Origin of the sequence: Actinoplanes sp. NPDC051343 (assembly GCF_044455125.1) — a bacterium.
In the GTDB taxonomy this organism is placed as follows: Bacteria; Actinomycetota; Actinomycetes; order Mycobacteriales; family Micromonosporaceae; genus Actinoplanes.
The window spans coordinates 12,794-37,606 of record NZ_JBITEL010000005.1; the positions used below are offsets into that span (position 1 = coordinate 12,794).

General features: G+C 71.0%; 27 protein-coding genes. 16 read left to right on the plus strand and 11 right to left on the minus strand.

The annotated features are described in order from the left end of the window. The first annotated feature begins 13 nt into the window (after positions 1–13). The 7 genes from ACIA5C_RS17545 to ACIA5C_RS17575 all read left to right on the plus strand — a co-directional run bounded on the left by ACIA5C_RS17545 (position 14) and on the right by ACIA5C_RS17575 (position 5,773). Positions 14–142: a hypothetical protein gene (locus tag ACIA5C_RS17545; protein WP_396055686.1), complete on the plus strand. Its 129-nt coding sequence runs from the start codon at positions 14–16 to the stop codon at positions 140–142. 28 nt (positions 143–170) lie between these two features. Further along, positions 171–812, plus strand: coding sequence for a GntR family transcriptional regulator (locus ACIA5C_RS17550; protein ID WP_396055688.1), 642 nt, complete (start codon positions 171–173; stop codon positions 810–812). A 69-nt stretch (positions 813–881) separates the two neighbouring features. Next, positions 882–2,441 (plus strand): allophanate hydrolase, encoded by a 1,560-nt coding sequence (gene atzF / locus ACIA5C_RS17555; protein WP_396055690.1) that lies wholly within the window; start codon positions 882–884, stop codon positions 2,439–2,441. Beyond that, positions 2,438–3,130 (plus strand): cysteine hydrolase family protein, encoded by a 693-nt coding sequence (locus ACIA5C_RS17560; RefSeq protein WP_396055692.1) that lies wholly within the window; start codon positions 2,438–2,440, stop codon positions 3,128–3,130. Before atzF ends, ACIA5C_RS17560 begins: the two co-directional genes overlap by 4 nt. A gap of 3 nt (positions 3,131–3,133) precedes the next feature. Then, positions 3,134–3,787, plus strand: coding sequence for a cysteine hydrolase family protein (locus ACIA5C_RS17565; RefSeq protein ID WP_396055694.1), 654 nt, complete (start codon positions 3,134–3,136; stop codon positions 3,785–3,787). Beyond that, a complete protein-coding gene (locus ACIA5C_RS17570) occupies positions 3,784–5,376 on the plus strand; it encodes a regulator (protein ID WP_396055696.1) in 1,593 nt (530 codons plus the stop codon). Before ACIA5C_RS17565 ends, ACIA5C_RS17570 begins: the two co-directional genes overlap by 4 nt. Positions 5,377–5,401: 25 nt before the next feature. After that, positions 5,402–5,773, plus strand: coding sequence for an AtzH-like domain-containing protein (locus ACIA5C_RS17575; RefSeq protein ID WP_396055698.1), 372 nt, complete (start codon positions 5,402–5,404; stop codon positions 5,771–5,773). Here ACIA5C_RS17575 and ACIA5C_RS17580 read toward each other — a convergent pair. Further along, positions 5,770–6,399 carry a DNA-directed RNA polymerase II gene (locus ACIA5C_RS17580; protein WP_396055700.1) on the minus strand — a complete coding sequence of 210 codons (630 nt, stop codon included), beginning with the start codon at positions 6,397–6,399 and terminating at the stop codon, positions 5,770–5,772. The two genes, ACIA5C_RS17575 and ACIA5C_RS17580, sit on opposite strands and share 4 nt — an antisense overlap. A 103-nt stretch (positions 6,400–6,502) precedes the next feature. On the opposite strand from ACIA5C_RS17580, the gene ACIA5C_RS17585 reads away from it, so the two are divergent. Both ACIA5C_RS17585 and ACIA5C_RS17590 read left to right on the plus strand, forming a co-directional pair. Continuing rightward, positions 6,503–7,729, plus strand: a complete 1,227-nt coding sequence (locus ACIA5C_RS17585) for a GNAT family N-acetyltransferase (protein WP_396055702.1) — start codon at positions 6,503–6,505, stop codon at positions 7,727–7,729. A 590-nt stretch (positions 7,730–8,319) separates the two neighbouring features. Then, the gene (locus tag ACIA5C_RS17590; protein ID WP_396056644.1) at positions 8,320–8,727 is read left to right on the plus strand and encodes a hypothetical protein; all 408 of its coding nucleotides are present in this window, start codon (positions 8,320–8,322) and stop codon (positions 8,725–8,727) included. A gap of 19 nt (positions 8,728–8,746) precedes the next feature. Here the strand turns inward: ACIA5C_RS17590 and ACIA5C_RS17595 are convergent, their stop codons facing one another. From ACIA5C_RS17595 to ACIA5C_RS17615, 5 genes are all read right to left on the minus strand, one after another. Continuing rightward, positions 8,747–9,220 (minus strand): ribose-5-phosphate isomerase, encoded by a 474-nt coding sequence (locus ACIA5C_RS17595; protein WP_396055704.1) that lies wholly within the window; start codon positions 9,218–9,220, stop codon positions 8,747–8,749. Positions 9,221–9,255: 35 nt separating this feature from the next. Next, entirely contained in the window at positions 9,256–10,173 is a 918-nt protein-coding gene (locus tag ACIA5C_RS17600) for an alpha/beta hydrolase (RefSeq protein ID WP_396055706.1), read from the minus strand. A gap of 2 nt (positions 10,174–10,175) precedes the next feature. Next, the gene (locus ACIA5C_RS17605) at positions 10,176–11,372 is read right to left on the minus strand and encodes a DUF1015 family protein (protein ID WP_396055708.1); all 1,197 of its coding nucleotides are present in this window, start codon (positions 11,370–11,372) and stop codon (positions 10,176–10,178) included. Between the two features lie 10 nt (positions 11,373–11,382). Beyond that, positions 11,383–11,595 (minus strand): hypothetical protein, encoded by a 213-nt coding sequence (locus ACIA5C_RS17610; RefSeq protein WP_396055710.1) that lies wholly within the window; start codon positions 11,593–11,595, stop codon positions 11,383–11,385. Positions 11,596–11,663: 68 nt separating this feature from the next. After that, a complete protein-coding gene (locus tag ACIA5C_RS17615; protein WP_396055712.1) occupies positions 11,664–12,290 on the minus strand; it encodes a DsbA family protein in 627 nt (208 codons plus the stop codon). 129 nt (positions 12,291–12,419) lie between these two features. On the opposite strand from ACIA5C_RS17615, the gene pepN reads away from it, so the two are divergent. Then, a complete protein-coding gene (gene pepN, locus ACIA5C_RS17620; protein ID WP_396055714.1) occupies positions 12,420–14,978 on the plus strand; it encodes an aminopeptidase N in 2,559 nt (852 codons plus the stop codon). Between the two features lie 9 nt (positions 14,979–14,987). On the opposite strand, the gene ACIA5C_RS17625 is transcribed toward pepN, so the two are convergent. The 3 genes from ACIA5C_RS17625 to ACIA5C_RS17635 form a co-directional block, all read right to left on the minus strand. Next, complete coding sequence (locus ACIA5C_RS17625) at positions 14,988–15,566, minus strand: Uma2 family endonuclease (protein WP_396055716.1); 579 nt, start codon at positions 15,564–15,566, stop codon at positions 14,988–14,990. A 95-nt stretch (positions 15,567–15,661) separates the two neighbouring features. Continuing rightward, the gene (locus ACIA5C_RS17630; RefSeq protein ID WP_396056646.1) at positions 15,662–16,069 is read right to left on the minus strand and encodes a DUF5130 family protein; all 408 of its coding nucleotides are present in this window, start codon (positions 16,067–16,069) and stop codon (positions 15,662–15,664) included. A gap of 61 nt (positions 16,070–16,130) precedes the next feature. Continuing rightward, a complete protein-coding gene (locus ACIA5C_RS17635; protein WP_396055718.1) occupies positions 16,131–16,406 on the minus strand; it encodes a hypothetical protein in 276 nt (91 codons plus the stop codon). Between the two features lie 272 nt (positions 16,407–16,678). Here ACIA5C_RS17635 and ACIA5C_RS17640 point away from each other — a divergent pair, with 272 nt between their 5' ends. Further along, on the plus strand, positions 16,679–17,173 hold the full coding sequence (locus ACIA5C_RS17640) for a hypothetical protein (protein ID WP_396055720.1): 495 nt from the start codon (positions 16,679–16,681) through the stop codon (positions 17,171–17,173). Between the two features lie 57 nt (positions 17,174–17,230). Next, positions 17,231–18,016, plus strand: coding sequence for a class F sortase (locus ACIA5C_RS17645; RefSeq protein WP_396055722.1), 786 nt, complete (start codon positions 17,231–17,233; stop codon positions 18,014–18,016). Positions 18,017–18,023: 7 nt separating this feature from the next. Here the strand turns inward: ACIA5C_RS17645 and ACIA5C_RS17650 are convergent, their stop codons facing one another. Next, complete coding sequence (locus ACIA5C_RS17650) at positions 18,024–18,569, minus strand: HNH endonuclease (protein WP_396055724.1); 546 nt, start codon at positions 18,567–18,569, stop codon at positions 18,024–18,026. Positions 18,570–18,792: 223 nt separating this feature from the next. Here ACIA5C_RS17650 and ACIA5C_RS17655 point away from each other — a divergent pair, with 223 nt between their 5' ends. The 4 genes from ACIA5C_RS17655 (at position 18,793) to ACIA5C_RS17670 (ending at position 23,262) form a co-directional block, all read left to right on the plus strand. After that, positions 18,793–19,863: a mechanosensitive ion channel family protein gene (locus tag ACIA5C_RS17655; RefSeq protein ID WP_396055726.1), complete on the plus strand. Its 1,071-nt coding sequence runs from the start codon at positions 18,793–18,795 to the stop codon at positions 19,861–19,863. Positions 19,864–20,116: 253 nt separating this feature from the next. Beyond that, positions 20,117–21,502, plus strand: a complete 1,386-nt coding sequence (locus tag ACIA5C_RS17660; RefSeq protein WP_396055728.1) for an MFS transporter — start codon at positions 20,117–20,119, stop codon at positions 21,500–21,502. Positions 21,503–21,522: 20 nt separating this feature from the next. After that, complete coding sequence (locus tag ACIA5C_RS17665) at positions 21,523–21,912, plus strand: globin (protein ID WP_396055730.1); 390 nt, start codon at positions 21,523–21,525, stop codon at positions 21,910–21,912. Positions 21,913–21,999: 87 nt separating this feature from the next. Then, on the plus strand, positions 22,000–23,262 hold the full coding sequence (locus tag ACIA5C_RS17670; RefSeq protein WP_396055732.1) for a delta-60 repeat domain-containing protein: 1,263 nt from the start codon (positions 22,000–22,002) through the stop codon (positions 23,260–23,262). Between the two features lie 837 nt (positions 23,263–24,099). Here the strand turns inward: ACIA5C_RS17670 and ACIA5C_RS17675 are convergent. Beyond that, positions 24,100–24,702, minus strand: a complete 603-nt coding sequence (locus ACIA5C_RS17675; RefSeq protein WP_396055734.1) for a YbjN domain-containing protein — start codon at positions 24,700–24,702, stop codon at positions 24,100–24,102. Between the last annotated feature and the right edge of the window lie 111 nt (positions 24,703–24,813).

A 24,813-nucleotide genomic window follows, 5' to 3' on the forward strand; every position in this document is an offset into this window, starting at 1 on the left:
ACTCTGCGGAGCCATGACCTGGGTGTGGACCGCGCTCATCGTGGTGGGCGTCGTGATGATCGCGGTGGCACTGTGGCCGAGCAGGCGGGGCCGGGCCACGCGCGAAGCAGACGACGAGGCCGACCGGCCCGCCGAGTCCTGACCCGCGGGCGGCTGGCACACTTGCCGGGGTGAGCGGCGAGGAGCTGGAGACGTACAGCCTGGTCGAGCTCACCATGGAGACCCTGCGGCGCGACATCCTGAGCGGGCGCATCGACCCGGGCCAGCGTCTGGTCGAGGAGCAGCTCACCAAGCGGCTGGGCATCAGCCGCGCCCCGCTGCGCGAGGCGATGCGGCTGCTGGCCCAGCAGGGGCTGGTCGAGCACATCCCGCGTCGCGGCGCCCGGGTGGCGACCCTTTCCGACGACGACGTGCGTGAGCTCTACGAGGTGCGTGACGTGCTCGAGCGGCACGCGGTGACGTCGATCGCGGCCTCGGCCGACCTGACCGCGCTCCGGGCCGCGCTGGACGTGATGCGGCAGGCGACCGCCGACGACGACCGGCTCGAGCTGGCCAACGCGCACCGGCGTTTCCACGTCGAGGTGGTCCGGCTGGGCGGCAACCATCAGCTGGCCGGGATGTACGAGTCGATTCTGGTCCGCATCCAGCTGTACATGGCGGTGAACATGCTGCGGGAGGCCGAGGTGGCTCAGGCCTCGAACGGCGTGCTGCGGCACGAGCGACTGTTCGCCGCCGTCCAGTCGGGCGACGTCGCGGACATCCGGGCCGCTCTCGGCGATCACGGAGCAACGGCGTACCTGGCTCGACCCTAAGCACGCCACGAAACCACGCGGTTACATACCGGGACGGTCGATGAAACAGAATTGTCGACAATCGACGGTGTGGATGCGGTGTGGATCAGCACTTTCGACCCCGGACAGGTACGTGCGCGAGCGGACGCGGCCGACCCCGCGCTGCCGCTCGCGGGCTTGAGATTCGCCGTCAAGGACAACATCGACGTGGCCGGCCTGCCGACGACGGCCGGCTGCCCGGACTTCGCCTACCAGCCCGAACGCAGCGCCCCCGTGGTTCGACGGCTGCTCGACGGGGGCGCGGTGGTGGCCGGTAAGACCAACCTCGACCAGTTCGCGACCGGTCTGACCGGGGCCCGCTCCCCGTACGGCGCACCGGAAAGCGTCTTCGGCGGCGGGCTCATCTCGGGCGGCTCGAGCTCCGGATCGGCCGTCGCCGTGGCCGACGGCAGCGTCGACTTCGCCCTCGGCACCGACACCGCGGGGTCGGGACGGGTGCCCGCCGCGATGAACGGGATCGTCGGGATCAAACCGACCCGTGGCCTGCTGAGCACCGCCGGGGTGGTGCCGGCCTGCCGGTCGCTGGACTGCGTCACGATCTTCGCGCGCGACGTCGCGACGGCCGACCGGGTGATGCGGGTGGCGCAGGGCCAGGTGGCCGGCGATCCGTGGGGCCGGGCGGGCGACCTGCCGCTCGTCACCGAACCGCGCGTCGGAGTCGCGACCGGACTCGACTTCTTCGGCGACGTGGGGCAGGAGAAGGCGTACGGACGGTTCACCGGCGACCGGACGGTCGACATCGCTCCCCTGCTCGAGGCCGGTGACCTGCTCTACCGCGGCCCGTGGGTCGCCGAGCGGCTGGCCGACCTCGGCGACTTCCTGCGCGACCACCCGGACTCGGTCCTGCCGGTCACCCGGGCGGTGCTGGAGAAGGGGTACGACTTCAGCGCGGCGGACGCATTCCGGGCGCAGCACCGGCTGCGGGAGTTGCGCGCGGCCGCCGACCGGATCTGGGACGAGGTCGACGTCCTGGTGCTGCCGACGGTCGGGACGACGTACACGCAGGCCGAGATCGCCGGGGATCCCATCGGCCGCAACCTCGACCTGGGCCGGTACACCCAGTTCGCCAACCTGCTCGACATGGCCGCGGTGACCGTGCCGAACGGCTTCACCGAGGACGGGCGGCCCGCCTCGCTGACCTTCTTCGGGCCGGCGTTCAGCGACCGGACGCTGGTCCGGTTCGCCCGCGCGCAACCGGTCGCCGGCGAGTCGATGACGATCGCCGTGGTCGGACTGCACCTGGCCGGCGAGCCCCGCAACCACGAACTGCTCGAACGCGGGGCGACGCGGGTCGGCCCCGCCCGCACCGCACCGCGCTATCGGCTCTACCGCTTGCCGTCCGGCGTACCCGGCCTGATCCGCGACGACGCGAACGGCGCGGCGATCGATCTCGAACTCTGGCGGCTGCCGGCCGCCACGGTCGGGAGCCTGCTGGCCGGCATCGCCGCCCCGCTCGGCCTGGGCCGCGTCGCGTTGGCCGACGGCACCGAAGTGACCGGGTTCCTGTGCGAGGCGTACGCGACCGCCGGCGCACTCGACATCACCGCCGGCGGCGGCTGGCGCAACTACCGCCTGGGAGGACACTCATGACCGCAACGATCGGCCCGGTCAAGGCCGACCCCTACCTCTGGCCGTACGACGGTGCCGTCCCGGTGAGCCGGACCGCCCTGATCTGCATCGACTGGCAGACCGACTTCTGCGGGCCCGGCGGATACGTCGACGCCATGGGCTACGACATCTCGTTGACCCGGGCCGGCCTGCCCGCCACCGCCCGCCTGCTGGCGCACGCCCGCGACCTCGGGATGCTGGTGATCCACACCCGGGAGGGCCACGACCCCGGCCTCTCCGACCTGCCGGCCAACAAACGCTGGCGATCGGCCCGGATCGGTGCCGAGATCGGCGCGGCCGGGCCGTGCGGCCGGATCCTGGTACGCGGCGAACCGGGCTGGCAGATCGTCCCCGAGGTAGCGCCGGCCCCCGGCGAGGTCGTGATCGACAAACCGGGCAAGGGCGCCTTCTACGCCACCAACCTCGACCTGGTGCTGCGTACGCACGGCATCACGCACCTGATCCTGACCGGCATCACCACCGACGTGTGCGTGCACACGACCATGCGGGAGGCCAACGACCGGGGCTACGAGTGCCTGATCCTCAGCGACTGCACGGGCGCGACCGACCCGGCCAACCATGCCGCCGCTCTGCACATGGTCACCATGCAGGGCGGTGTCTTCGGCTGCGTCGCCGCCTCGGACGACGTGATCGCGGCGACGGAGGCCTGACTCATGCCGACGGTCGACGCGAAACCCGGGCCGTTCACCTTCGACCCCGCCACCACCGCCCTGCTCGTCATCGACATGCAGCGCGACTTCCTGCTGCCCGGCGGCTTCGGGGAGAGCCTCGGCAACGACGTGCACCAGCTGCGGCGCACGATCGAACCGCTGGCCGCTCTGCTCGCCGCGTGGCGGGCCGCGGGGCTTCCGGTGATCCACACCCGGGAAGGGCATCTGCCGGACCTGTCCGACTGCCCGCCGGCCAAGCTGGCCCGCGGCGCGATCGGTCAGCAAGGCGCCTTCGGCCGCATCCTGGTCCGAGGCGAGTACGGCCACGACATCATCGACGAACTTCAGCCGGCGGGCGACGAGGTCGTCGTCGACAAGCCCGGCAAAGGGGCGTTCTACGCCACCGAACTGGCCGAGATCCTCGGCAAAGCGGACATCCGATCGCTCGTCGTCACCGGGGTCACCACCGAGGTCTGCGTGCACACCACGGTCCGTGAGGCGAACGACCGCGGCTACGAGTGCCTGGTCCTGGCCGACTGCGTCGGCTCCTACTTCCCCGAGTTCCAGCGCGTCGGCCTTCAGATGATCGCCGCCCAGGGCGGGATCTTCGGCTGGGTCGCCGACTCCCCCACCCTCCTTGAGGAGATAGCGCGATGAAGCTGCCCTACTGGGTCCGCGGCGACACCAACGCGTTCTTCGGCTTCGGCATCAACGTCCTGGTCAACGTGCTCACCCTGACCGGTCTCTGCATCGGCGTGATCAAGATGCCGCCGGGCGACGTCTTCGGCGTGATCCTGCCCGCGCTCGGCATCGCCCTGGTCGCGGGCAACGTCTACTACACGTTTCTGGCCCGCCGGCTCGCCGTACGCGAGAAGCGCGGCGACGTCACCGCCATGCCGTACGGTCCGAGCGTCCCGCACATGTTCATCGTGATCTTTGTGATCATGCTGCCGATCTATCTGCGGACGAAGGACCCGATCCAGGCGTGGACGGCCGGCATGGCCTGGGCCTTCATCATCGGCGTGATCGTCCTGATCGGCGCCTTCGTCGGCCCGTACATCCGCAAGTACGCCCCCAAGGCGGCGCTGCTCGGCACCCTGGCCGGCATCTCGATCACCTTCATCTCGATGAACCCGGCCGGCAACATGTGGAAGACCGCCTGGATCGCCCTACCGGTCTTCGGTCTGCTGCTGATCGGACTGCTCACCGACATAAAACTGCCCTTCAACATCCCGATCGGTCTGGTCGCGCTGCTGGCCGGAACCGCGATCGGCTGGATCGGCGGGGCCATGAGCGTGCCCGACGTGACCGCGGCGGCCAAGGACATCGCCTTCGCGTTCCCGCACCTCAAGATCAGCCTGCTGGTCGACGGGCTCAAGGACATGTCGCCCCTGCTGGCCACCGCCATCCCGCTCGGCGTCTACAACTTCACCGAAGCGATGACCAACGTGGAGAGCGCGGCCACCGCGGGCGACCGCTACAACCTGCGGAGCGTGCTGCTGGCCGACGGCGCGGGTGCGGTGATCGGCGCCTGCCTCGGCTCGCCGTTCCCGCCCGCCGTGTACGTCGGCCACCCCGGATGGAAGGCGGCCGGCGGTCGCACCGGCTACTCCATGGCGACCGGCGTGGTCATCGCCCTGCTCTGCTTCTTCGGAATGTTCGGCCTGCTCGGCACCATCTTCCCGACCGCTGCGATCGTGCCGATCCTGCTCTACATCGGCCTGCTGATCGGCGCCCAGGCGTTCCAGGCGACGCCGCGGGCGCACGCCGCGGCGGTGGTCGCCGCGCTCATCCCGAACATCGCGCAATGGGCCACCGGGCAGATGGACAACGTGCTATCGGCGGCCGGGACCAGCGCGGCACAGGTCGGCAACACCGCCCTCAACAGCGCCGGAGTCGTCTACGACGGCCTGCACACGCTGGGCGAGGGCGCGATCCTGGCCGGTCTCGTCCTCGGCGCGATCGTCGCGTTCATCATCGACAAGCGGTTCTGGTACGCCGCGATCTTCGCCGGAGCCGGCTCGGTGCTGAGCTTCATCGGCCTGATCCACGGCGAGAAGGTCGAGTGGAACGCCGACGGGCCGGTAGCGCTCGGCTACCTCTTCCTGGCGGTGATCTGCGCGCTCTTCGCGCTCGGCCGGCCCACCCCGCGGGAGCCCGAACCGGGCGAGCGGGACGAGGTCGTCGAGGGCAACACGTTCACCGAAGCGCCGGAGGGCGGCGTACCGGTGGCCTCCGTTTCCTGACTCCCACCGCAAAGGCAGGCATGACGTGGAGATCGACCGGCCGGACGTGATCGCCGAGGTCACCGAAGCTTTCGAGGCCTACGAGCGAGCGCTCGTGGCCGACGACGTCGAGGCGATGCTGGACTCCTTCGCCGGCCGGGCGCTGCGCTTCGGCATCGCCGACCAGCAGGCCGGTCTCGCCGAACAACGCCGGTGGCGGCGGGCTCAGCCGCCGCTGCCGGCCGGGCGGCACCTCAAGGACACCGAAGTGCGAGCGTACGGCCGGGACGCCGCCGTGGTGACCACGCTCTTCGGCTATCCCGGTTCGGACGTGCTGGGCCGGCAGTCGCAGACCTGGATCCGCCTGCCCGAGGGCTGGCGGATCGTGCACGCCCACGTGTCCGAGCCGAGGACCTAGGTCTGGCTGGTCACCCAGTGAACGGCGTCCATCACCCACTGCACCTGTTGCAGATCGGCGATGGCGACGCCGGCCAGGAACAGCGCGGTGACCAGGTGGGAACCCCGGGCCGTCCGGCGGGTGCGGCCCATCCAGCGCTCGAGCACCAGGTGGCCGACGACCCGGGCGAGGCAGAAAACGCCGACCGCGACGACCAGCGTGACCACGAAGACGATCGCCTGGGTCGACAGCGACCCGCGGTTGGAGATCGCCATGATGCCCCAGCCCACGAACGCGAACAGCACCGCGGCACTGGTCCACTCGCCGCCCCGGCGCAGCTCGCTCCAGCGCCAGCTCATCGGCGGCCGGGCCGGCGCGCCGGTGCCCGGCCAGCCGGTGCCGGTCGGCTCATGATCGGCGAACTGCTGCTTGACCGGCCGCGGGCTCACCTGGGCCCGGCCCTGGCTGAACGGCGCCTGCGGGGCCGGTGGGGCGGGCGGTTCGTACGCCTCCGGCGTGCCCCCGGCCCACGGCGTGGTCGGGTGCTCGGCCCGCGGCGCGCCGTGCGGCATGGTGGGGTGCTCGGCCCACGGATCCTGCGGCGGCATGTCGAGCGTCCGCTCCGACCACTGCGGTTGCTCCGGCATCTCGTCCCCTCCCGGCTCGGCGGGACAGCCGTCCCGCCCTATCGAGAGTAACGAGCCGACAAATAGTTCGCCGCCGCGCGCCCGTTCCGCTAGGAAGACATTCATGGACTCCTCGGTTCACCTCCGCCCGGCCACCCCCGCCGACCTCGACGCGATCTCCGACCTGCTGGAGTTCGTCTTCCACGAGACCCAGACCGAGAGCCGCCGGGCCGCTGAGCAGGCGATGACCGAGACCGACCGCTCGCTGATCGCCGAGCACGACGACCGCGTGGTCGGCCACGCCACCGCGCTGACCCGAGACCTCACCGTACCGGGCGCGATCATCCCGGCCGCTCACGTCACCGGCGTCGGCGTCGCGCCGACCCACCGCCGCCGCGGCATCCTCACCGAATTGATGCGTAAGCAACTCGAAGGCCTGGCGGCCGCCGGCCGCGAACCGATCGCGGTGCTGTGGGCCAGCGAGTCGGCGATCTATCCCCGCTTCGGCTACGGGCCGGCCTCGGCCCGGCTCTCCCTCGAGATCGCCAACCGGGAGGTACGCCTCACCGCGCCCCCGGCCACCCCGCCGAACGGCCGCCTGCGCCTGATCAAGCCGGCGACCGTAGCCGACGAGCTGGCCGCGGTCTACGAGCGGGTGCGGGCCGGTCGGGTCGGGTTCTCCAGCCGTGGCGAGAAGTGGTGGAAGCACCTGCTCGCCGACCACAACGACGAACACGGCGAGCAGACCGGGCGGCGCGGTGTGCTCTACGAGGACGACCGCGGCCCGGCCGGCTACGCGCTCTGGCGGGCCGAGGGCAAATGGACCGAGTGGGGACCGGACGGCGTGATCGGCGTACGGGAAATGGTCGCCGACGGCCCGGAGGCGTACGACGCGATCTGGCGCTTCCTGCTCGGCATCGACCTGACCCGCACGGTGAAACACTGGCACGCGGCGGTCGACGAACCGGTGCAATACCTGGTCGACGACCCGCGGCGGCTCGGGCGGCGCCACCTCGACGGCCTCTGGATCCGCATCGTCGACCTGCCGGCGGCGCTCGAAGCCCGGCAATACACCACGGCCGTCGAAACGGTGGTCGAGGTGAGCGACCCGCTGATCCCGGCCAATCAGGGCCGGTGGCGGCTTTCGGGTGGGCCCGACAAGGTGACGTGTACGCGTACGGATGAAGCCCCCGACTTCGCCTGCACGATCACCGAGCTGGGCGCCGCCTACCTGGGCGGCACGTCGCTCGCGGCGCTGGCCGCGGCCGGGCGGGTGCGGCAGCTGACCGGCAACCTGCCGTCGGTCGCGTTCGGGTGGCACCGGCAGCCGAACGCCATCGAGGTGTTCTGAGTGTTCCCGGCGGCGGTAGCGTCAGTGCCATGGCTGAGCCCGAGCGTCGCCGCCGGCGTGTGCGTCCCCCCTCGTCGGCCGCTCGCGCGGCCGCCGCGGCGTCCGTCGCCGACGAGACCGCCGAACCGTCCCCGGCTCGCCCCGGACCCCCGCCCGAGCGCCCCGCGTCCGAGCCGGCCACATCCGAGCGCCCCACATCCGAGCGCCCGGCATCCGAGCGCCCGGCATCCGAGCCCGCCACGTCCGGACCGGCCAGATCCGAGCCCGCCACATCCGAGCGCCCGGCATCCGAGCCCGCCACGTCCCGACCGACCAGATCCGAGTCCGCCACGCCCGAGCGCCCCGCATCTGAGCCCGCCACCTCAGAGCGCACCACGCCCGAGCGCACCACGCCCGAGCGCACCACGGCCGGCAGCCCGGAGCAGCTCGCGGGAATCAGGGCGGACCGTCTGGTGGGCGCCCCGGAGCAGCACGCCGGTGGCCGGGCTCAGCGGGCCGGGGCAGGCAACCCGGAACGGCTCGCGGGAGGCCGGCCGGAGCACCTGGCGGCCGACCGGGCCGAACGGGCCGAGCGGCGGGGTGAGACGGCGATGAGCGGGAACGAGCCGGTCGCCGCCACCGGGACGGTCGCCGCCACCGGGACGGTCGCCGGGGCCGGGACGGTCGCCGCGACCGGGACGGTCGCTCGGGCCGGGACAGTTGCCGCGACCGGGACAGTTGCCGACCCTGAGGACGAGGAGGGGGCCGAGCGGCGTCCGGCTCGGGGCAACGGCTTCCCGCGGCGTTCTGGACCGGGCGGCGGACCGGGTGAGGAGCGGGAGAGCGAGCGTGGGCTGCGCGGCCTGGTCGGCTCCGGGTCGTCGCAGGTCAGCGTCGGTGCGGCGCTGCGCGCTCGGGATGCCGCCCGCCCGTCTGACGATCAGCTCGCCGACGCCGATCAGAACCTGGTGATCGTGCGCCGCAACTGGACGCCCCGCGAGGAACTTCCCCGCCGCTGAGGCGGTGGGCGCGGGTAGTTCAGCTGGCCGGCAGGTCGGGGAGCCGGCGGGTGCGCTCGTAGTCGGCCAGCTGGGCGATGCGGCGGGCGTGGCGGGGGTTGCCCGAGAACGGGGTGGCCAGGAACGCCTCGACGAAAGAGGTTGCCTCGTCGAGGGTGTGTTCGCGGGCGCCGAGGCTGATCACGTTGGCGTCGTTGTGCTGGCGGGCCAGCTGGGCGATCTCGACCCGCCAGGCCAGGGCCGCGCGGACGCCTTCGATCTTGTTGGCGGCGATCTGCTCGCCGTTGCCCGAGCCGCCGATGACGATGCCGAGCGAGCCCGGGTCGGCGACCACGCGGGCGCCGGTGTGCAGGCAGAACGACGGGTAGTCGTCCTCCGGGTCGTACACGTGCGGGCCCACGTCCACGACGTCGTGGCCCTGCTTCGTCAGGTGGTTGACGAGGTGCATCTTGAGCTCGTAGCCGGCGTGGTCGGAACCAAGGTAGACGCGCATGGTCGAAGTCTCCCAGAAGATGCCACGGACGATGGTCAGAAGGTCAGCGCGGCGCGCAACGAGGCGGCGACCTGGTCGGCCGCGACCCGGGCGTCGTCGATCGTGCCGATCTTGCGGGCGAAGCCGTGGCTGACGCCCATGTAGCGGGTGTGCACGACGGGGACGCCGGCGGCCAGCAGCGCGTCGGCGTAGTCGGCGCCCTCGTCGCGGAGTACGTCGTACTCGGCGGTCTGGATCAGGGCCGGAGGCAGGCCGGACAGGTCGGCGGCGAGCGGCGCGGCGTCCGGGGTCATCCGGTCGGCCGCCGACGGGATGAATGTCTCCCAGGCCAGCTTCATCGAGGACCGGTCGAGGCCGTACGAGCCGAGCGAGGTGTAGGACTCGGAAGAGAGAAGCGGGTCGATCACCGGATAGATCAGGACCTGGAAGTCGAGCGGGGTGGCGGCGTCGCGCTGGCGGCGGGCCGCGACTGCGGCGAGGTGGCCGCCGGCGCTGTCGCCGCCGATCGCGATGCGGGCCGGGTCGACGCCCAGGCCGGTGCCTGATTTGCGAATGTAGTCCAGGACTGTGTCGACATCGAGGAGCGCGGCCGGGAACGGGTGCTCGGGGGCCAGCCGGTAGTCGACCGACAGCACCGCGCAGCCGGAGCGGTCGGCGACGCGACGGCAGAACCGGTCGACGGTCTCGATGCTGCCGTAACACCAGCCGCCGCCGTGCAGGTAGACCAGGACCGGGGCGTCGGCCTTCGTCGCGTACAGCCGGCAGGGGACGCCGGAGGTGTCCACGTCGACGACCACCGGAAGCGGCAGCGCCGGGCCGGTCTCGTCCTCGTTGGCGTCTTCCATGGCCTGCCGGATGAAGGCGAGCAGGGCCAGCGGGTCGCCGGTGAGCAGCTCCGGGCCGGGGCGCCGGCGGAACCCCGACGACGCCGCGACCTGCGGATTGAGTGCCATGGTCAGTCGAGCTGGGCCAGCACGAGGCCGCCCCGGGCCTTCGGGGTGAACCACGTGCTCTTGCGGGGCAGCTTCTGGCGCTCGAGGTTGACCGCGACGAAGTCGTCGACGGTGACCGGGGCGATCAGCACCGCCAGCTCGGAACGGCCCGCGTCGACCTCGCCGCGCAGCCACTCGGCCGGGTAGTCGCCGCCGATGTACGAGATGCGCTTGTCGCCCGGGTCGAGTCCGATCGCGTCGCGCAGGAGCACCCGCTCGACCAGCGCGTGGTCGAGGTTGTCGACCGCCGAGCCGTTCGGGTCGACCGGCAACCCGAGTGCGAACGTGCGTCCCCCGGCGTACATCTCGATCGTGCCCTTGGCCGGGATGCGCGCGACGCGCGGCACCTCGGTGACCGTCGCCCCGGCCGCGCGGAGGCGCGCCAGCAGTTCGTCGAGCGGCAGCGGGAGTTCGGCGACCAGCCGGTTGTAGGGCTGGATGAAGACCGACGCCGGTGTGGTGATCACGGCCAGGAAGCGCGGCAGCCCGCCGGTCTGCGCGGCGAGGCTGCGGTGGTTGCCGTCGGCGACCACGAGTTCGCCGCCGCCGGCCAGGGCGGTCAGCTCGTCCTGCACCGCGCCGGGACCGATCGGCCAGATCGCGTGGGTGCGCCCGGCCTGATCGACATCGGTCGCGGCGGGCTTGCCCGCCGACTCGGCCGCCGCGGCCAGAGCCGCGTGCAGATCGTCGCCCTTCGCGGTCTGCAGCAGGAGTACGGGCGAGAGCAGCGTGCTCAGCGCCCCGGCCAGTGCCACCCGCTCGCGGACCTTCTCGATGAAGACGTCCTCGTTGCGGATCACCAGGCCGGGCTCCTCGGCGTTCGTCGAGATCTGATCGGTGTCGACCATGCTCCACAGGCCGTAGGCCGGCGGCTCGCCCTCGCCGGTGATGCGGTAGAGGACGACCACCTGGTCGGACTCGCGGTAACTGCCCTCCGCCCGCTCCAGCGCGAGCCGGGCGACCGCGTCGGGCAGCGAGTCGGTGAAGGACTTGCCGACCGATTCGGGCGCCCGGTGCGGCATCTCGATCGCGAGAGCGCTGTGCGGGTTGTCGGCGATGATCTGAGTGATCTCGGAGTCGTCGGCGAACTCGTCATAGTTTTGAGCGCCGGTGCCGCCGGTGGTGATCCAGGCTCGGCTGATCGGGTGCACGACCGTCATGGGCCGCAATCTACCGGGCGCCCACCCGATGCCTGCGCACCGGCATGTTCCCCAGTGACCGGGCCAACTGGCCGCGCCGCCAGGCCCCGACCGGGCGGCCGAGGGGTGCCGCCGAGACCGAGACCGGCGGGGCCACCAGGGCCGCCATTTCGGGCGACAGGTTGGTCCAGACGTCCCGGTGCACGGCGAACGTCGACGTCGCGACCGCCTCGCTGTCGCCCATGTGGCTCTCCCGTTCGGATGAGGTTTCTCACCTCATCCAACGACCCGCGGGCCTCAAGGAAAGCGGATTCACTCGAAGATGGGGCCGATGTCCCGGGAGCGCTTGAGCTCGAAGAAGCCTTCAGTGCCGGCGACCAGAACGACGCCGTCCCACAGTTTGCCGGCGGCCTCGCCCTTCGGGGCGGGCGTGACGACGGGTCCGAAGAACGCGACCGTGCCGCCGTCGGGGCCGGGCGCGTGGATGACCGGGGTGCCCACGTCGGTCCCGACCGGCTTCATGCCCGCGTCGTGGCTGCCGCGCAGCGCGTCGTCCCAGGCGTCGCTGGTGGCCGCGTCGGCGAGCGCGGGGTCGAGCCCGGCCTCGATCAGCGATTCGGTGTACAGCTTCTCGCCCAACTCGTACTTCTGGAGGTGGATTCTGGTGCCGAGAGCCGTGTAAAGGTCGCGGAGCACCTGCGGGCCGGCCGCCTCGGCGGCGGCGATGCACACCCGTACGGGTCCCCACGCCTTGTCCATAGCGGCGCGATATGACTCGGACAGATGGTCCCGGCCCTCGTTGAGGACGGAGAGGCTCATCACGTTGAAGCGGACGTCGAGGGGCCGGACCTTCTCGACCTCGAGCAGCCAGCGCGAGGTCATCCACGCCCACGGGCAGGTCGGGTCGAACCACATGTCGACCATGGCGCGTTCAGTCATGGTTCGATACTCCCCCTCGCAACTATTCGGCGCCCTACAGGTCTCGCCTGCGGTAGGGGTGAGGTGCACCACCCGGGCGGCGCATAGGCTGGCCCGGGATGAGGATTTGCGCTCTTAAGGAGAGTGGTCGTGGCCGGAGTTCGTAACTTGACCCAGGTGGAGGCGGCCGAGCGGGCCCGCCTGCTCGAGGTCTCGGGGTACGACGTCACCCTGGATCTGACCGACGGGCATGGGAACCCGGCCGACGGCACCTTCCGCTCGACCACGGTGATCACGTTCCGCTGCAGCGAGCCGGGCGCCGAAACGTTCATCGAGGCCGCCGCGGCGTCGGTGCGCTCGGCCGCCCTGAATGACCAGCCGATCGACCTGGCCGGGTTCTCGGCCGAGAAGGGTCTCCGGCTGACCGGGCTGGCGGCAGAGAACACCCTGGTGGTGGACGCCGACTTCGCCTTCTCGGCGAGCGGTCAGGGCCTGCAGCGCAGCCCCGACCCGGTCGACAAGGAGGTCTACCTCTACAGCCAGTTCGAGACGGCGGACGCGCAGCGGGTGTTCGCCTGCTTCGACCAGCCCGACCTCAAGAGCGTCTACACCTGGCACGCCACGGTGCCGGCGCACTGGCGGGTCATCTCGAACATGCCGGTCGCCTCGGAGGCCCCGGCCGGGGTCGGCGCCAAGACGGTGCACTTCGAGACGTCGGTGCGGATGAGCTCGTACATCACCGCGCTCTGCGCCGGCCCCTACCACGAGGTGCGCGACGAGCACGACGGCATCTCGCTCGGCGTCTTCTGCCGCGCCTCGATGGCCCGCCACCTCGACGCCGACAACATCTTCGAGGTCACCAAGCAGGGCTTCGACTTCTTCCACGAGCAGTTCGGGGTGCGCTACCCGCTGGCGAAGTACGACCAGCTGTGGGTGCCCGACTTCAACGCGGGCGCGATGGAGAACTTCGGCTGCGTCACCCACGCCGAGGCGCATTACATCTTCCGGTCGCAGGTCACCGACTTCGAGTACGAGCAGCGCGCCAACACGATCCTGCACGAGCTGGCCCACATGTGGTTCGGCGACCTGGTGACCATGCGCTGGTGGAACGACCTGTGGCTCAACGAGTCGTTCGCCGAGTGGGCGTCGCACTGGGCCAACTCCGAGGCCACCCGCTACACCGACGCCTGGACGACGTTCCTGTCGGTGCGCAAGAGCTGGGGCTACCGGCAGGACCAGCTCAGCTCGACCCACCCGGTCTACTGCGAGATGCCCGACCTCGAGGCGGTCGAGGTCAACTTCGACGGCATCACGTACGCCAAGGGCGCCAGCGTGATCAAGCAGCTGGTGGCGTACGTCGGACTCGACTCGTTCCTGACCGGCCTGCGCGCGTACTTCCAGCGCCACGCCTGGCAGAACGCGACCTTCGACGACCTGCTCACCGAGCTGGAGACGGCGTCCGGCCGCGAGCTGCGCAAGTTCGCCGCCCAGTGGCTCGAGACGGCCCAGGTCAACACGCTGCGCCCGATCGTCGAGGTGGGCGAGGACGGCACATACCGCAGCGTGGTCGTGCAGCAGGAGGCGCCGGCCGACTACCCGACGCTGCGCACCCACCGGATCGGGGTCGGCCTCTACGACCTGCAGGGCGACCGGCTGGTGCGGCGCGACCTGCTCGAGATCGACGTGACCGGCGAGCACACGCCGATCCCGGCCCTGACCGGGGTGCCGGCGGCCGACGTGCTGCTGCTCAACGACGACGACCTGACGTACGCCAAGCTGCGGCTCGACGAGCGCTCGATGGCGACCGTGGTGCGGCACATCGCGGGCCTCGACTCGTCGCTGGCCCGGGCGCTGTGCTGGAACGCGGCCTGGGACATGCTGCGCGACGCCGAACTGGCCGCCCGCGACTACGTCACGCTGGTCTGCTCGGGCCTGCCCGCCGAGACCGACATCAACCTCACCACCTGGACGTTCCGGCAGGCGGCGACCGCGCTCGGGCAGTACGCCGACCCGGCCTGGGCGCCGACCGGCTGGGCTCAGCTGGCCGACACCGCCAAGCGGTCGCTGGAGGCCGCCGAGCCGGGCAGCGGCTGGCAGCTGAGCTGGGCCCGCTCGTTCATCATCGCCGCCCGCTCGGCCGACGAGCTGGCTGTGCTGCGCGGCTGGCTCGCCGGGACGAACGTGCCCGAGGGCCTGGTCGTCGACACCGAGCTGCGCTGGGCGCTGCTCCAGGCGCTGGCCTCGATGGGCCTGGCAACCGAGCAGGAGATCGACGACGAGCTGTCCGGCGACCGCACGGCCAGCGGTGAGCGGGAGGCGGCGGTGGCCAACGCGCTGGTGCCGACGGCGGAGAACAAGGCTCGCGTGTGGTCGCAGCTGACCGGCGACGCCGACCTGCCGAACTGGCTCAACCGGTCGCTGCTCAGCGGCTTCCAGACCACCAAGCACGTCGAGCTGACCGCGCCCTACGCGACCCGGTTCTTCGACGTGGTGGGCGACGTGTGGGCCCGCTCGGACAGCGAGCCGGCCCAGGAGTTCGCGATGATGGCCTACCCGGCGCTGCAGATCAGCGAGGAGACCATCGCGCTGACCGACGAGTGGCTGGCCCGCGACGGGCAGCCGGCGTCGCTGCGGCGGCTGGTCGCCGAGGGCCGCGACGGCGTGGTGCGGGCCCGCAAGGCGAGGGCCAAGGACATCGCGGCGGGCTGAGGACGCCCGCTAACGCCAGGCGTTGGGAGTTATCCGTACGGGATAGGGGGCGTCGAGCTTGATCTGCTCGGCGCCCTCGACGCATCCACGGGACCGGAAACGGCCCGCCTCGAGTTCGTAGACGTGCAGCACCGGGCCGGGCTCGACGCGCCAGTAGGCGCGGATGCCGGCCTCGGCGTAGAGGGTCGGCTTGAGCACCTCGTCGTAGCGCCGGGTGGCCGCGGTCTCGACCTCCACGACGAGCGCCACGTCGGCCGGGTCGCTCCAGGTCGCGCCGGACGAGCGCGGCCGCAGCACGGTCACGTCGGGCACCAGGTTGCTGGGGCCGCCGGTGCCCTCGTCGATGGCGATGCCGAGCCGGTCGCAGACCCACCAGCCGGGCGGGGCGGCCGACCGCAGCGTGGTGACGACCGCGCCGACCAGATCGTCATGCCAGCGCGGGGCGGGCGGGGCGACGTGCAGGCTGCCGTCGACGATCTCGTAGCGGTGGCCGTCCTGCGGGAAGAGATGCAGGTCGGGCTCGGTCCAGTCGCCCTCGGGAGCGGTCCAGCGGACGGGTGTGGCCGGCACCGCGCTCAACATGACCATGTGACCACCTCGGGTGCCAGCGTACTCACCGTGCGTGGCCGGCGCGGGCCAAAAAAAGGCCCGCGCATCGGCGCGGGCCCTTCCGGAGAACTGTGTCAGTGCCGGCCGGCGTGGCTGGCCAGCTGATCGATGCCGGAGACGACGCCACCGGCCAGGTCGCCGCCCGCGAACGAGGCGGCCATCGAGAGGCCGGCCAGCTTGGCGTCGCGGTCGGAGATGCGCTTGCGGGCCTCGTTGCCGGTCACGATCTCCAGGCGGCGCTGGTTGGGCGACAGCGCGACGAGGACCGCCCGGTCGGCGCCCTCGATCTGACGGTGCAGCCTCTCCGCGTGCTCGCGGGTCGGCACCTCGAGCTCGCCGATGTAGACGCTGAAGGTCAGGCCGGTCTGCTGGTCGGCGATGCGCAGCGCCTCGTCGAGCCGCAGCAGTTGCCGGGTCGTGAAGGGACCGTCGGCCACCTGGGCGCCGGCCTCGTCGCGAACCTGCTCGGGTTCGCTCGCGATCGTCTCGCCGCCCGGCTCGTCCAGAGCGGTCGGCGGTTGCGGTTGCTGCTCCTGCTGCACGTCACCAACTGTCACTTGCGCCTCCTACCGGACCGGGGACGACCCGGGCGCCGGAGCTGTCCTCGAAGATGGGCGCCTCGAGCACCGGAGTCGACGAGTGGCCACCGGGCAGAGCCGGCCGGCTGTTGACCCGCTCGGGCGCGGCCAGGAACCACATCGGCTGGAAATCGTACGGCCGGCCGGGACGGTAGCGGCGCGTGCGCCGGGACCGGTTGCTGCCGGTCATGACGACCGACGCCACCAGCACGATCACTCCGAGCGGAATGACTACGTACACACCAATGGTGCTTGCAATCGACAACCTCAACGCCCCCAGGCGCCCGTGTTCCAGTTGATCCGAACAACAATCACGGTAGCGGAGACCCGGTCAAGCCGGACGGTCGGGTCGGGAAGACAGCCGTCAGGTTTCTCGAGGGTGGTAGGCGGGGCGGTTGGAAGGCCGTTTACTCACGCCGTCGGGATCTACGCGGAACCGGGCCCGGGATGCGAAAATCACCCTCACGCGCCGTTCGTGCCCTGGTGCACGTGAACGGCAGGAGGGGGGATTCCATGCGCACATCCGTCCCTGCCGCCCTGGCGGCGCTGGCAATAGGGTTATCTGTCCCGTTTGCCCAGGCTCAAGCCGCGCATGCCGCGGCTTCGATCTTCCTCGAGACCAACCCGAGCACCACCCCGGCGGGGGACGAGGTGGCGCTGCGGGCATCCTGCGACGACAACCTGAAGTCGGCGACAGTCACCTCGGGCCTCTTCGGCACGGTCACGGTCAAGCCACACTTCGGCTTCCTGACCGCCACCGTGACCGTCCCGGCCCGCACCCGGCCGGGTGATTACCATCTCGACCTGCGCTGTCCCGACGGCGGCAAGACCGCCTCGACCACGCTGCACGTGGTCGCCAAGGTGGAACCGGTACGCGGCCCGGCCACCGGCGGGGGCGGCATGGCCCCGGGACGGCAGGCCCCGGCGCTGATCGGCGGGGGTCTCGCGGTTCTCGCCGCCGGCCTGGTGCTGGGCGGCTTCGCATTGCGCCGACGGCGCCTCGGCTGAGGGCCGCGCGTGACCCGCGAAGCCAGGGCGCCGCTGCCCTCCGTCACCGGCCGTCGCATGCCCGAGTCGGTCATCCGTAAACGGCCGGCCCAGATCGTCGCGCCGCCACCCGGCGTGATCACCGGGCCGCTCCCGGCACCGCGGCCGGCCCCCGGACGCCATCCCTTCCGGGGTACGCCCCCGCCCAAGCCCAAGCAGCCGCCCCGGCCGATCCGCGGCAAGCGCCCGGGTACGGTCGGGCTGATCGCGCTCGCCCTGCTCTTCCTGGGACTGTTCTGTGTCGCCATGGGCATCGGGGCGGCCACCAGCGCGCACTTCCCGGACTGGTTCAGCGGCCCGGCGCGCACCGATCCCCCGCCTCGGTCGTTCCCGGTGCTCGACCCGAGCCGCCCCCAGCGGCTCAGCATCCCGTCGATCAAGGTCGACGCGCCGATCCTGGACGTGGGGCGGGCCTCGGACGGGTCGATCGACGTGCCGCCCCTGCAGCGGCACGACGAGGCGGGCTGGTTCGACGGCGGCCCCACCCCGGGCCAGTTCGGGCCGGCTCTGATCGTCGGGCACGCCGACACCCGGACCGGGCCGTCGGTCTTCTACCACCTGCCTCAGCTCAAGGCCGGGCAGAAGATCGAGGTGGAACGCTCTGACCGCTCGATCGCGATCTTCGAGGTCAATTCGGTCGAGCACTACAACAAGGGCCGGCTGCCGATCCAGCGGGTCTACGGCGACTTCAGCCGTCCCTCACTGCGCCTGATGACGTGCGGCGGCACGTGGCTGGGTGGCAAGCAGGGCTATTCCGACAACGTCGTCGTCTACGCGTCCCTGGTCGGTTCCAAGAAGGCCTAGAAAAGAATCAGGCCGCCGCGGCCTCAGCCGGGGCGGCCGGAAGGTCCAGCCAATCTGCCCAACGGGGGTCGGGGGTGCGGTGTCCCAGCACCCGCCACGCCACCCCACGGGGCGCCGCCGGTATCTGGTGGAGCCGCCATCCGAGCTCGGCCGGGGTCTTGTCGCCCTTGCTGTGGTTGCACTTGGCGCACGCGGCCACGACGTTCTCCCAGGCGTGCAGGCCGCCGCGGCTGCGCGGGAACACGTGGTCGATGGTCTCGGCCGAGCCACGGCAGTACGCGCAGCGGCCACCGTCGCGAGCGAAGATCGCCCGGCGGGAGAGTCCCACGTGAGTGCGGTAAGGAACCTTGACGTAACGGGTGAGCCGCACCACCGACGGCACCGGAAGGTCGGTGTGGGCGCTGTGGAGAATCCCGTCTCCGTCGGAGACACATTCGGCCTTGGCGGTGAGCACGAGGATGGTGGCTCGACGCACCGATACGACGCACAGCGGCTCGTAGGTGGCGTTAAGAACCAACGCGGATGAGCCCACTGTAGGTCGTATGTCAGGCATCGTGATCACCCTCCGGTGTAGGTGCTGAGTCGCTCCCGCTGCGTCTTGGCCGTGTGCATGGTCTGTGAGGAGGCTCTCCAATTGGAGAACCTCCTGCGCCAATAGTCCCTGATGGATGACCAAATTGCGAGCGCAATCCGTAGCCGGGTGGTAAACGTCTGAGGTCTACGCGCTGTGCGGGCCCTGAAAGCCGGTTCATCCCGGCCCGGTACGGTGGCTTCTCGTGTTCGCGTTACCTCCGACCCCTGATCCCTCCTCCTCGCCCGGGCCGATCTTCACCAGCCACGACGTCACCGAGGCCTGCTCCGACGACCGGCTCTGCCAGCAGGTCTTCCACTGGACGAACAACCAGTGGCTGGCCAACAGCAGCTACGTCGTCATCGTCAAGCCGCTACGGATCCTCGCGATCATCCTGATCGCGATGCTGATCCGCTGGATACTGCACCGGGCGATCCGGCGGCTCACCGCGAGCACCACCCGGGCCTCGATGCCCGCCCTGCTCCGGCCGCTCCGCGAGCGGGCGGCCGCGGCGGCCGAGGACGGCCAGTTCATCCCCGAGCGCCGGCGCCAGCGGGCCGAGGCGATCGGCTCGGTGCTGCGCAGCTTCGTCACCGCGACGGTCTTCACGCTGGCCGTCCTGCTGGTGATGGGCGAGTTCGGCTTCAACCTGGGCCCGCTGCTGGCCAGCGCCGGCATCGTCGGCGTGGCGCTCGGTTTCGGCGCCCAGAGCCTGGTCAAAGACCTGATCGCGGGCCTGTTCATGCTCCTGGAGGACCAGTACGGCGTCGGCGACACGGTCGACCTGGGCGAGGCGACCGGGGTGGTCGAGACGGTCGGCCTGCGGATCACGACGGTCCGGGACTCCCGGGGCGTGCTCTGGTACATCCGCAACGGCGAGATCGTCCGGGTCGGCAACAAGAGCCAGGGCTGGTCGATGGTCGTGGTCGACGTGCCGATCGGGTTCGTGAACTCGGAGACGGCCAGCGCGGTGCTGCGCCGGGCCGCCGAACGGGTGGCCGCCGAGCCCGAGCACCAGAGCGAGTTCCTGGAGCCGCCGACCGTGGTCGGTGTCGAGCAGTTGACGGTCGACGGCGCGGTCATCCGCACGATCGCCAAGACCACCGCGGACGCCCGGGTCACCGTGCAGCGGGCGCTGCAGCAGGCGCTGACCGAGTCGCTGGAGAACACCGGGCTCTCCGAACGCATCGCCGCCTCTCGATTGGTTCCGCGATCCGCAATTCCGCCGGAATACACTCCACCGGAGTCCGGACGGTCCCCCGAAGGGGGTCTCTGACCTGCGTTTTAGTCATCCGGGGGATGCCCTGCCTCGGCCGAACGGCCGATAATCCTCGGCAGCCGCCCTAGCATCGACTCGGACGATCGGGCAGAATCCGCTTGAGCATCTGCACATGCGGCATCACGTTCCCGTCAAGATCCATCGCGGGGGCGTGCCCGGTGAAACGCCGCGACCCGGCGAGCCACCGAGATCGATGGAGGACCTGGTGTCCGAAGACCCCTCTGCCCCGGCAGCAAAGGATACTGCTGCGGTGACGGAGCGGAAGCGTCCAGTAACCTTTCGCGACGTCTTCGCCGTCGTCGAATACCGGGCGATCTATTTCTCGCTGCTGGTGAACTGGGTCGGCGACTATCTGGCCCGGGCCGCGATCACCGTCCTCGTCTATCAGCAGAGCCACTCGGTCCTCCTCTCCGCCGCCTCGTTCGCGATCAACTTCCTCCCCTGGGTGGTCGGCGGCACCGTGCTGTCGGCGCTGGCCGAGCGCTACCCCTACCGCACGGTGCTGATCACCTGCGACGTGTCCCGCATGGTGCTCATCGGGCTGCTGCTCATCCCGCACCTGCCGATCTGGGCCATGCTGGTGCTGCTGTTCGTGGCCAGCCTCGGCGCACCGCCCACCCAGGCCGCCCGGTCGGCCCTGCTGCCGCTGCTGATGAAGCGCGAGCAGATGCCGATGGCGATCGCGACCAACGCGACCACCACCCAGTCCGCGCAGGTCGTCGGCTACCTCGCCGGCGCCGCGCTGGCGACCGCGATCAACCCGCAGTTCGCCCTGATGATCGACGTGGTGACGTTCGCGATCTCGGCGGCACTGATTGCTTCCGGCGTACGCTCGCGGCCGTCCGCCCGGGACCGTGACAAACGCACTCACCTGTTGCGGGAATCGGCCGAGGGTTTCCGGGTGGTCTTCGGCCGCGAAACCCTGCGGTCGATCGCGATTTTGATCTTCGTGTTGACGATGTTCGCGATCGTGCCCGAAGGGCTCGCCGCCGCCTGGGCCGCGCAGGGCGACCCGGACGCCACCACCCGCGGCCTCGACCAGGGGCTGATCATGGCGGCCGGCCCGATCGGCTTCGTGATCGGCGGCCTGATCTGCGGCCGGTTCGCCGGCCCGGAGTGGCGCGACCGGCTGATCCGCCCGCTGGCCGTGGCCTCCACGCTCATCCTGGTGCCCGCGCTGGCCGGTCCTCGGCCGCCGGTCGCGGCGGTGCTGGTCGCCTTCTCCGGCATTGCCCAAGGCGGGCTGTCACCGACCCTGAACAGCAAGTTCGTGCTGATCCTGCCGCACGGCTTCCGCGCCCGTGCGTACGGCGTGATGCAGACCGGCATGCAGCTGAGTCAATTCGTCGGCGTGATGGCGACCGGCTGGCTGGCCAACGACTTCTCGCTGCCGCTGGTGGTTGGCGTGTGGAGCATCGGCGGAACCGCGGTGATGGCGTTCCTGGTCGCCCGCTGGCCGAGCCGGGAGTCGTTCCGCAGGGCCACCGACGAGGCGGCCACCGGCCTCCCGCACGTTCCCCGGCACGCCGCTCCCCCGTCGGTCGAGGCCGCCCCCGAGCACCACGGGCCGCCCCGCCATTCCGCCGAGACCACGGCCCTGCCGGTGCCGACGAGCGTCACACCGGAGCGCACCTGACCGCCTGGCAGGATGGACAGGTGACGACACCCGCTCCCGAAGAGGCCAGCTTCTACGACGCCGTCGGTGGCGAGCCTTTCTTCCGCCGTCTCGTCGACCGCTTCTACTCCGGCGTCGCCGATGATCCGCTGCTCCGCCCGATGTACCCGGAAGAGGACCTCGGCCCGGCCGCCGACCGCCTGACCCTCTTCCTCATGCAGTACTGGGGCGGCCCCAACACGTACTCGTCGACCCGCGGCCACCCGCGGCTGCGCATGCGGCACGCGCCGTTCGTGGTCGACGAGGCGGCCCGCGACGCCTGGCTCAAGCACATGCGCGATGCGGTCGACTCGCTGAACCTGCCCGAGCCCCACCACACCGCCCTGTGGGACTACCTGGAGCGCGCCGCCTATTTCATGGTCAACAGCTAGATAGTGACTCCTGACGCAAGTCACTCGTTTGCTGGGTGACAATTCATTTACGCCCGACTTGTCGGGTATCGCGTCAGGAGCCGCCCCATGCGTCGCCGCCTGTTCGCCGCCGCTACCGCAGCCGCCGTCGCCCTAGCGACCGCCGGCGCGCTGCCCGCAGCGGCCGACCTCGCCCAGTCCTCCGTGGTCTCGGCCAACCCGGTCGACTTCACCCCGAACGTGCTCGACGGCACGGTCTGGAGCTTGGCCCTGGTCGGCGACGAGGTCGTCGTCGGCGGCGCCTTCACCAAGGTCGCCGACAGGTCCCGCCGGCAGACCTACGCCCGCCGGAACGTCTTCGCGTTCAACGTCTACACCGGCGCGATCAGCTCATTCGCCCCCGAAGTCGACGGCGCCGTCTACTCACTCGCCGCCGGCGCCGACGACACGGTCTACCTGGGCGGCGCGTTCAAGACCGTCGACGGGGCCACCTCGCGCGGCATCGCCCACATCGGCCTCGACGGCGACCGGGCCCGCGCCTTCAGCGCCAAAATCAACTGGGGCGACGTGCGGTCGCTCGCGGTGCGCGGTTCCCAGCTGTACGCCGGTGGAACGTTCTCGGCGATCAACGGCGTCAACCGGGCCGGCCTGGCCCGCCTCAGCGCGACCACCGGCACCGTCGACAGCAGCTTCGACGCCAAACTGTCCGCACCCGGGCTGAGCCGCACCCGCGTCGAGCACTTCGACATCTCGCCCGACGGCCACAAACTGGTCGCCGTCGGCGCCCTGCTCAAGGCGAGCGGATACGACCGCACCCAGATCGCGATGTTCGACATCTCCGGCCCCACCGCGGCCCTGACCAGCTGGTACACCGACGCGTACCGGCCGGCCTGCATGAAAGGCTTCGACACCTACCTGCGGCAGGTGAAATTCTCGCCCGACGGGTCATACTTCGTGGTCGCCGCGACCGGCCGTGCCTCCGCGCCGGACAAACTCTGCGACTCGGCGGCCCGGTTCGAAACGACCGGCGGCGGCCGCCACAACCCGATCTGGGTGCAGCGCACCGGCGGAGACTCGCTCTACGCGGTGGCGGTCACCGGCGCCGCGGTCTACCTGGGCGGCCACCAGCGCTACTTCGACAACCCGTACGGCACCGACGCCAAAGGCCCCGGGCCAGGCGCGGTGGCGCGGCCCGGCATCGGCGCGGTCAACCCGTCCACCGGGCGGGCCCTGTCCTGGAACCCGACCCGGGCACGCGGGGTGGGCGTACGCGCCTTCCTCGTGACCCCGCACGGCCTGGTGGTCGGCTCGGACACCGACGAGCTGGGCCACGAGTACCACGGCCGCGTGGGCATGTTCCCGCTCAGCTGAGATTGGCGGGCTGGCCGAGATCGGCCGGGCCGGGCGGGTCGGCTGGGCTGAGATTGGCCGGGCTGACCGGACCGGCTCGGCCGAGATTCGCCGGGCTGGATGGACCGGCTCGGCGGAGATTGGCCAGACTCACCGGACCGGCTGGGCTGAGAACGGCCGGGCGCACCGGACCGGCTGGGCTGAGAACGGCCGAGCCCACCGGACCGGCACACCCCAGAACGGCCGCGCCCACCGGACCGGCTGGGCTGAGAACGGCCGGGTGCACCGGACCGGCTGGGCTGAGAACGGCCGGGTGCACCGGACCGGCTGGGCTGAGAACGGCCGGGTGCACCGGACCGGCACACCCCAGAACGGCCGGGCTGGGTGGTTCGGTTTGCTGAATTTGCTGGCTCCGCTTCGCTCCGCGGCGCTTTGCCCCTGGGAAGCTGATGAGTTGGAGCCGGTTTTCCGGCGCCGCAAACCCGGCGGTGGCGGAAAACCGGCTCCAACTCATCAGCGGGGCAAAGCGCGACCGTTCTGTGGCATGGCCGTTCTGTAGAACAGCGATCGTCGGGGCGCAACGGCACAGGTTGTTGGGTGAGGCGTCAACTGACGCCCCGAACGCGGAAATTCTCGCGCTTACCCTCGGGCGGGACGCCAAGTCAACGGCGACGGTCGGCGATTGCCGCCGGTGTTATCGCAGCTGATTCTCTGACGCCCGCCGGGTTTGCGGGTGGCAGAGAATCATCTCCGATGACACCGGATCCGAGGCAATCGCCCGCGGAGCGAAGCGGAGCCAGAAAGTAGAGCGGAGCCAGAAAGTAGAGCGGAGCCAGAAAGTACAGCGGAGCCAGCAAACTACAGCAGGGCACCCTCGTCGTGGAGCCAATCGACGAATGAGGTGGCGACTGCGGCGCCGCAGTCGAGCATTTCGACTACCAGGGCGTCGTGGGCGCCGGAGGCTAAGGGGACCTGCATTTCGGCGTAGATCGGCAGCTGGCCGCGCTCGGTCGGGTCGCCGACGTAAGCCTTGCAGAAGCGCCTCGTGTGGTTCCACTCGTTGACGATGCGGTAGGCGCGGTCGGCCCAGTCGGGCGGGACCGTGGCGTGCGGGCGGGCGCGCATCACCAGGATCTCGTCGTCGGGGCCTTCCAGGGTGAACAGCACCGCGTGCCGCTCCCACATGGCGAGGAGGCTGCCGCCCCCGTCGGCCAGGTATCGGATGTCGAGCAGGTCGAGCGCCTTGCCGATGCGGGCCAGGGTGACCTCGGAGACGTGCTCCGTGTCCTCCGTCTTGGCCAGCTCGGCCGCCTTCGGCAGCTCGGTCGCCGGAACTATGACCCGGCTCGGCTCACGTTGGGCAGGGACCCCGACGCGGACGGTGCTGCGCACCGAGGAATTTTCGTCGGTATCCGATCCGTTGCCCCCGGCCGAACCCGGACGCCATGACCACCACGGCATCGTTGTGCACCTCACTCCCCAGCGGACCTGGTCGCCGGACGTAGCGACTGGATCCGAGGGCCGACGGTACCCGTACAGGTCGCGGAGGTCATCCCCCCAACGGGAGGGCGG

Excerpts from the sequence above, each read along its gene's own strand:
- ACIA5C_RS17545 (WP_396055686.1), top strand. The coding sequence starts at position 14 with ATGACCTGGGTGTGGACCGCGCTCATCGTGGTGGGCGTCGTGATGATC.
- ACIA5C_RS17560 (WP_396055692.1), top strand. The coding sequence starts at position 2,438 with ATGACCGCAACGATCGGCCCGGTCAAGGCCGACCCCTACCTCTGGCCG.
- ACIA5C_RS17565 (WP_396055694.1), top strand. The coding sequence starts at position 3,134 with ATGCCGACGGTCGACGCGAAACCCGGGCCGTTCACCTTCGACCCCGCC.
- ACIA5C_RS17570 (WP_396055696.1), top strand. The coding sequence starts at position 3,784 with ATGAAGCTGCCCTACTGGGTCCGCGGCGACACCAACGCGTTCTTCGGC.
- ACIA5C_RS17580 (WP_396055700.1), bottom strand. The coding sequence starts at position 6,399 with ATGCCGGAGCAACCGCAGTGGTCGGAGCGGACGCTCGACATGCCGCCG.
- ACIA5C_RS17585 (WP_396055702.1), top strand. The coding sequence starts at position 6,503 with ATGGACTCCTCGGTTCACCTCCGCCCGGCCACCCCCGCCGACCTCGAC.
- ACIA5C_RS17590 (WP_396056644.1), top strand. The coding sequence starts at position 8,320 with ATGAGCGGGAACGAGCCGGTCGCCGCCACCGGGACGGTCGCCGCCACC.
- ACIA5C_RS17595 (WP_396055704.1), bottom strand. The coding sequence starts at position 9,220 with ATGCGCGTCTACCTTGGTTCCGACCACGCCGGCTACGAGCTCAAGATG.
- ACIA5C_RS17600 (WP_396055706.1), bottom strand. The coding sequence starts at position 10,173 with ATGGCACTCAATCCGCAGGTCGCGGCGTCGTCGGGGTTCCGCCGGCGC.
- ACIA5C_RS17605 (WP_396055708.1), bottom strand. The coding sequence starts at position 11,372 with ATGACGGTCGTGCACCCGATCAGCCGAGCCTGGATCACCACCGGCGGC.
- ACIA5C_RS17610 (WP_396055710.1), bottom strand. The coding sequence starts at position 11,595 with ATGGGCGACAGCGAGGCGGTCGCGACGTCGACGTTCGCCGTGCACCGG.
- ACIA5C_RS17615 (WP_396055712.1), bottom strand. The coding sequence starts at position 12,290 with ATGACTGAACGCGCCATGGTCGACATGTGGTTCGACCCGACCTGCCCG.
- ACIA5C_RS17625 (WP_396055716.1), bottom strand. The coding sequence starts at position 15,566 with ATGGTCATGTTGAGCGCGGTGCCGGCCACACCCGTCCGCTGGACCGCT.
- ACIA5C_RS17640 (WP_396055720.1), top strand. The coding sequence starts at position 16,679 with ATGCGCACATCCGTCCCTGCCGCCCTGGCGGCGCTGGCAATAGGGTTA.
- ACIA5C_RS17645 (WP_396055722.1), top strand. The coding sequence starts at position 17,231 with ATGCCCGAGTCGGTCATCCGTAAACGGCCGGCCCAGATCGTCGCGCCG.
- ACIA5C_RS17650 (WP_396055724.1), bottom strand. The coding sequence starts at position 18,569 with ATGCCTGACATACGACCTACAGTGGGCTCATCCGCGTTGGTTCTTAAC.
- ACIA5C_RS17670 (WP_396055732.1), top strand. The coding sequence starts at position 22,000 with ATGCGTCGCCGCCTGTTCGCCGCCGCTACCGCAGCCGCCGTCGCCCTA.
- ACIA5C_RS17675 (WP_396055734.1), bottom strand. The coding sequence starts at position 24,702 with ATGCCGTGGTGGTCATGGCGTCCGGGTTCGGCCGGGGGCAACGGATCG.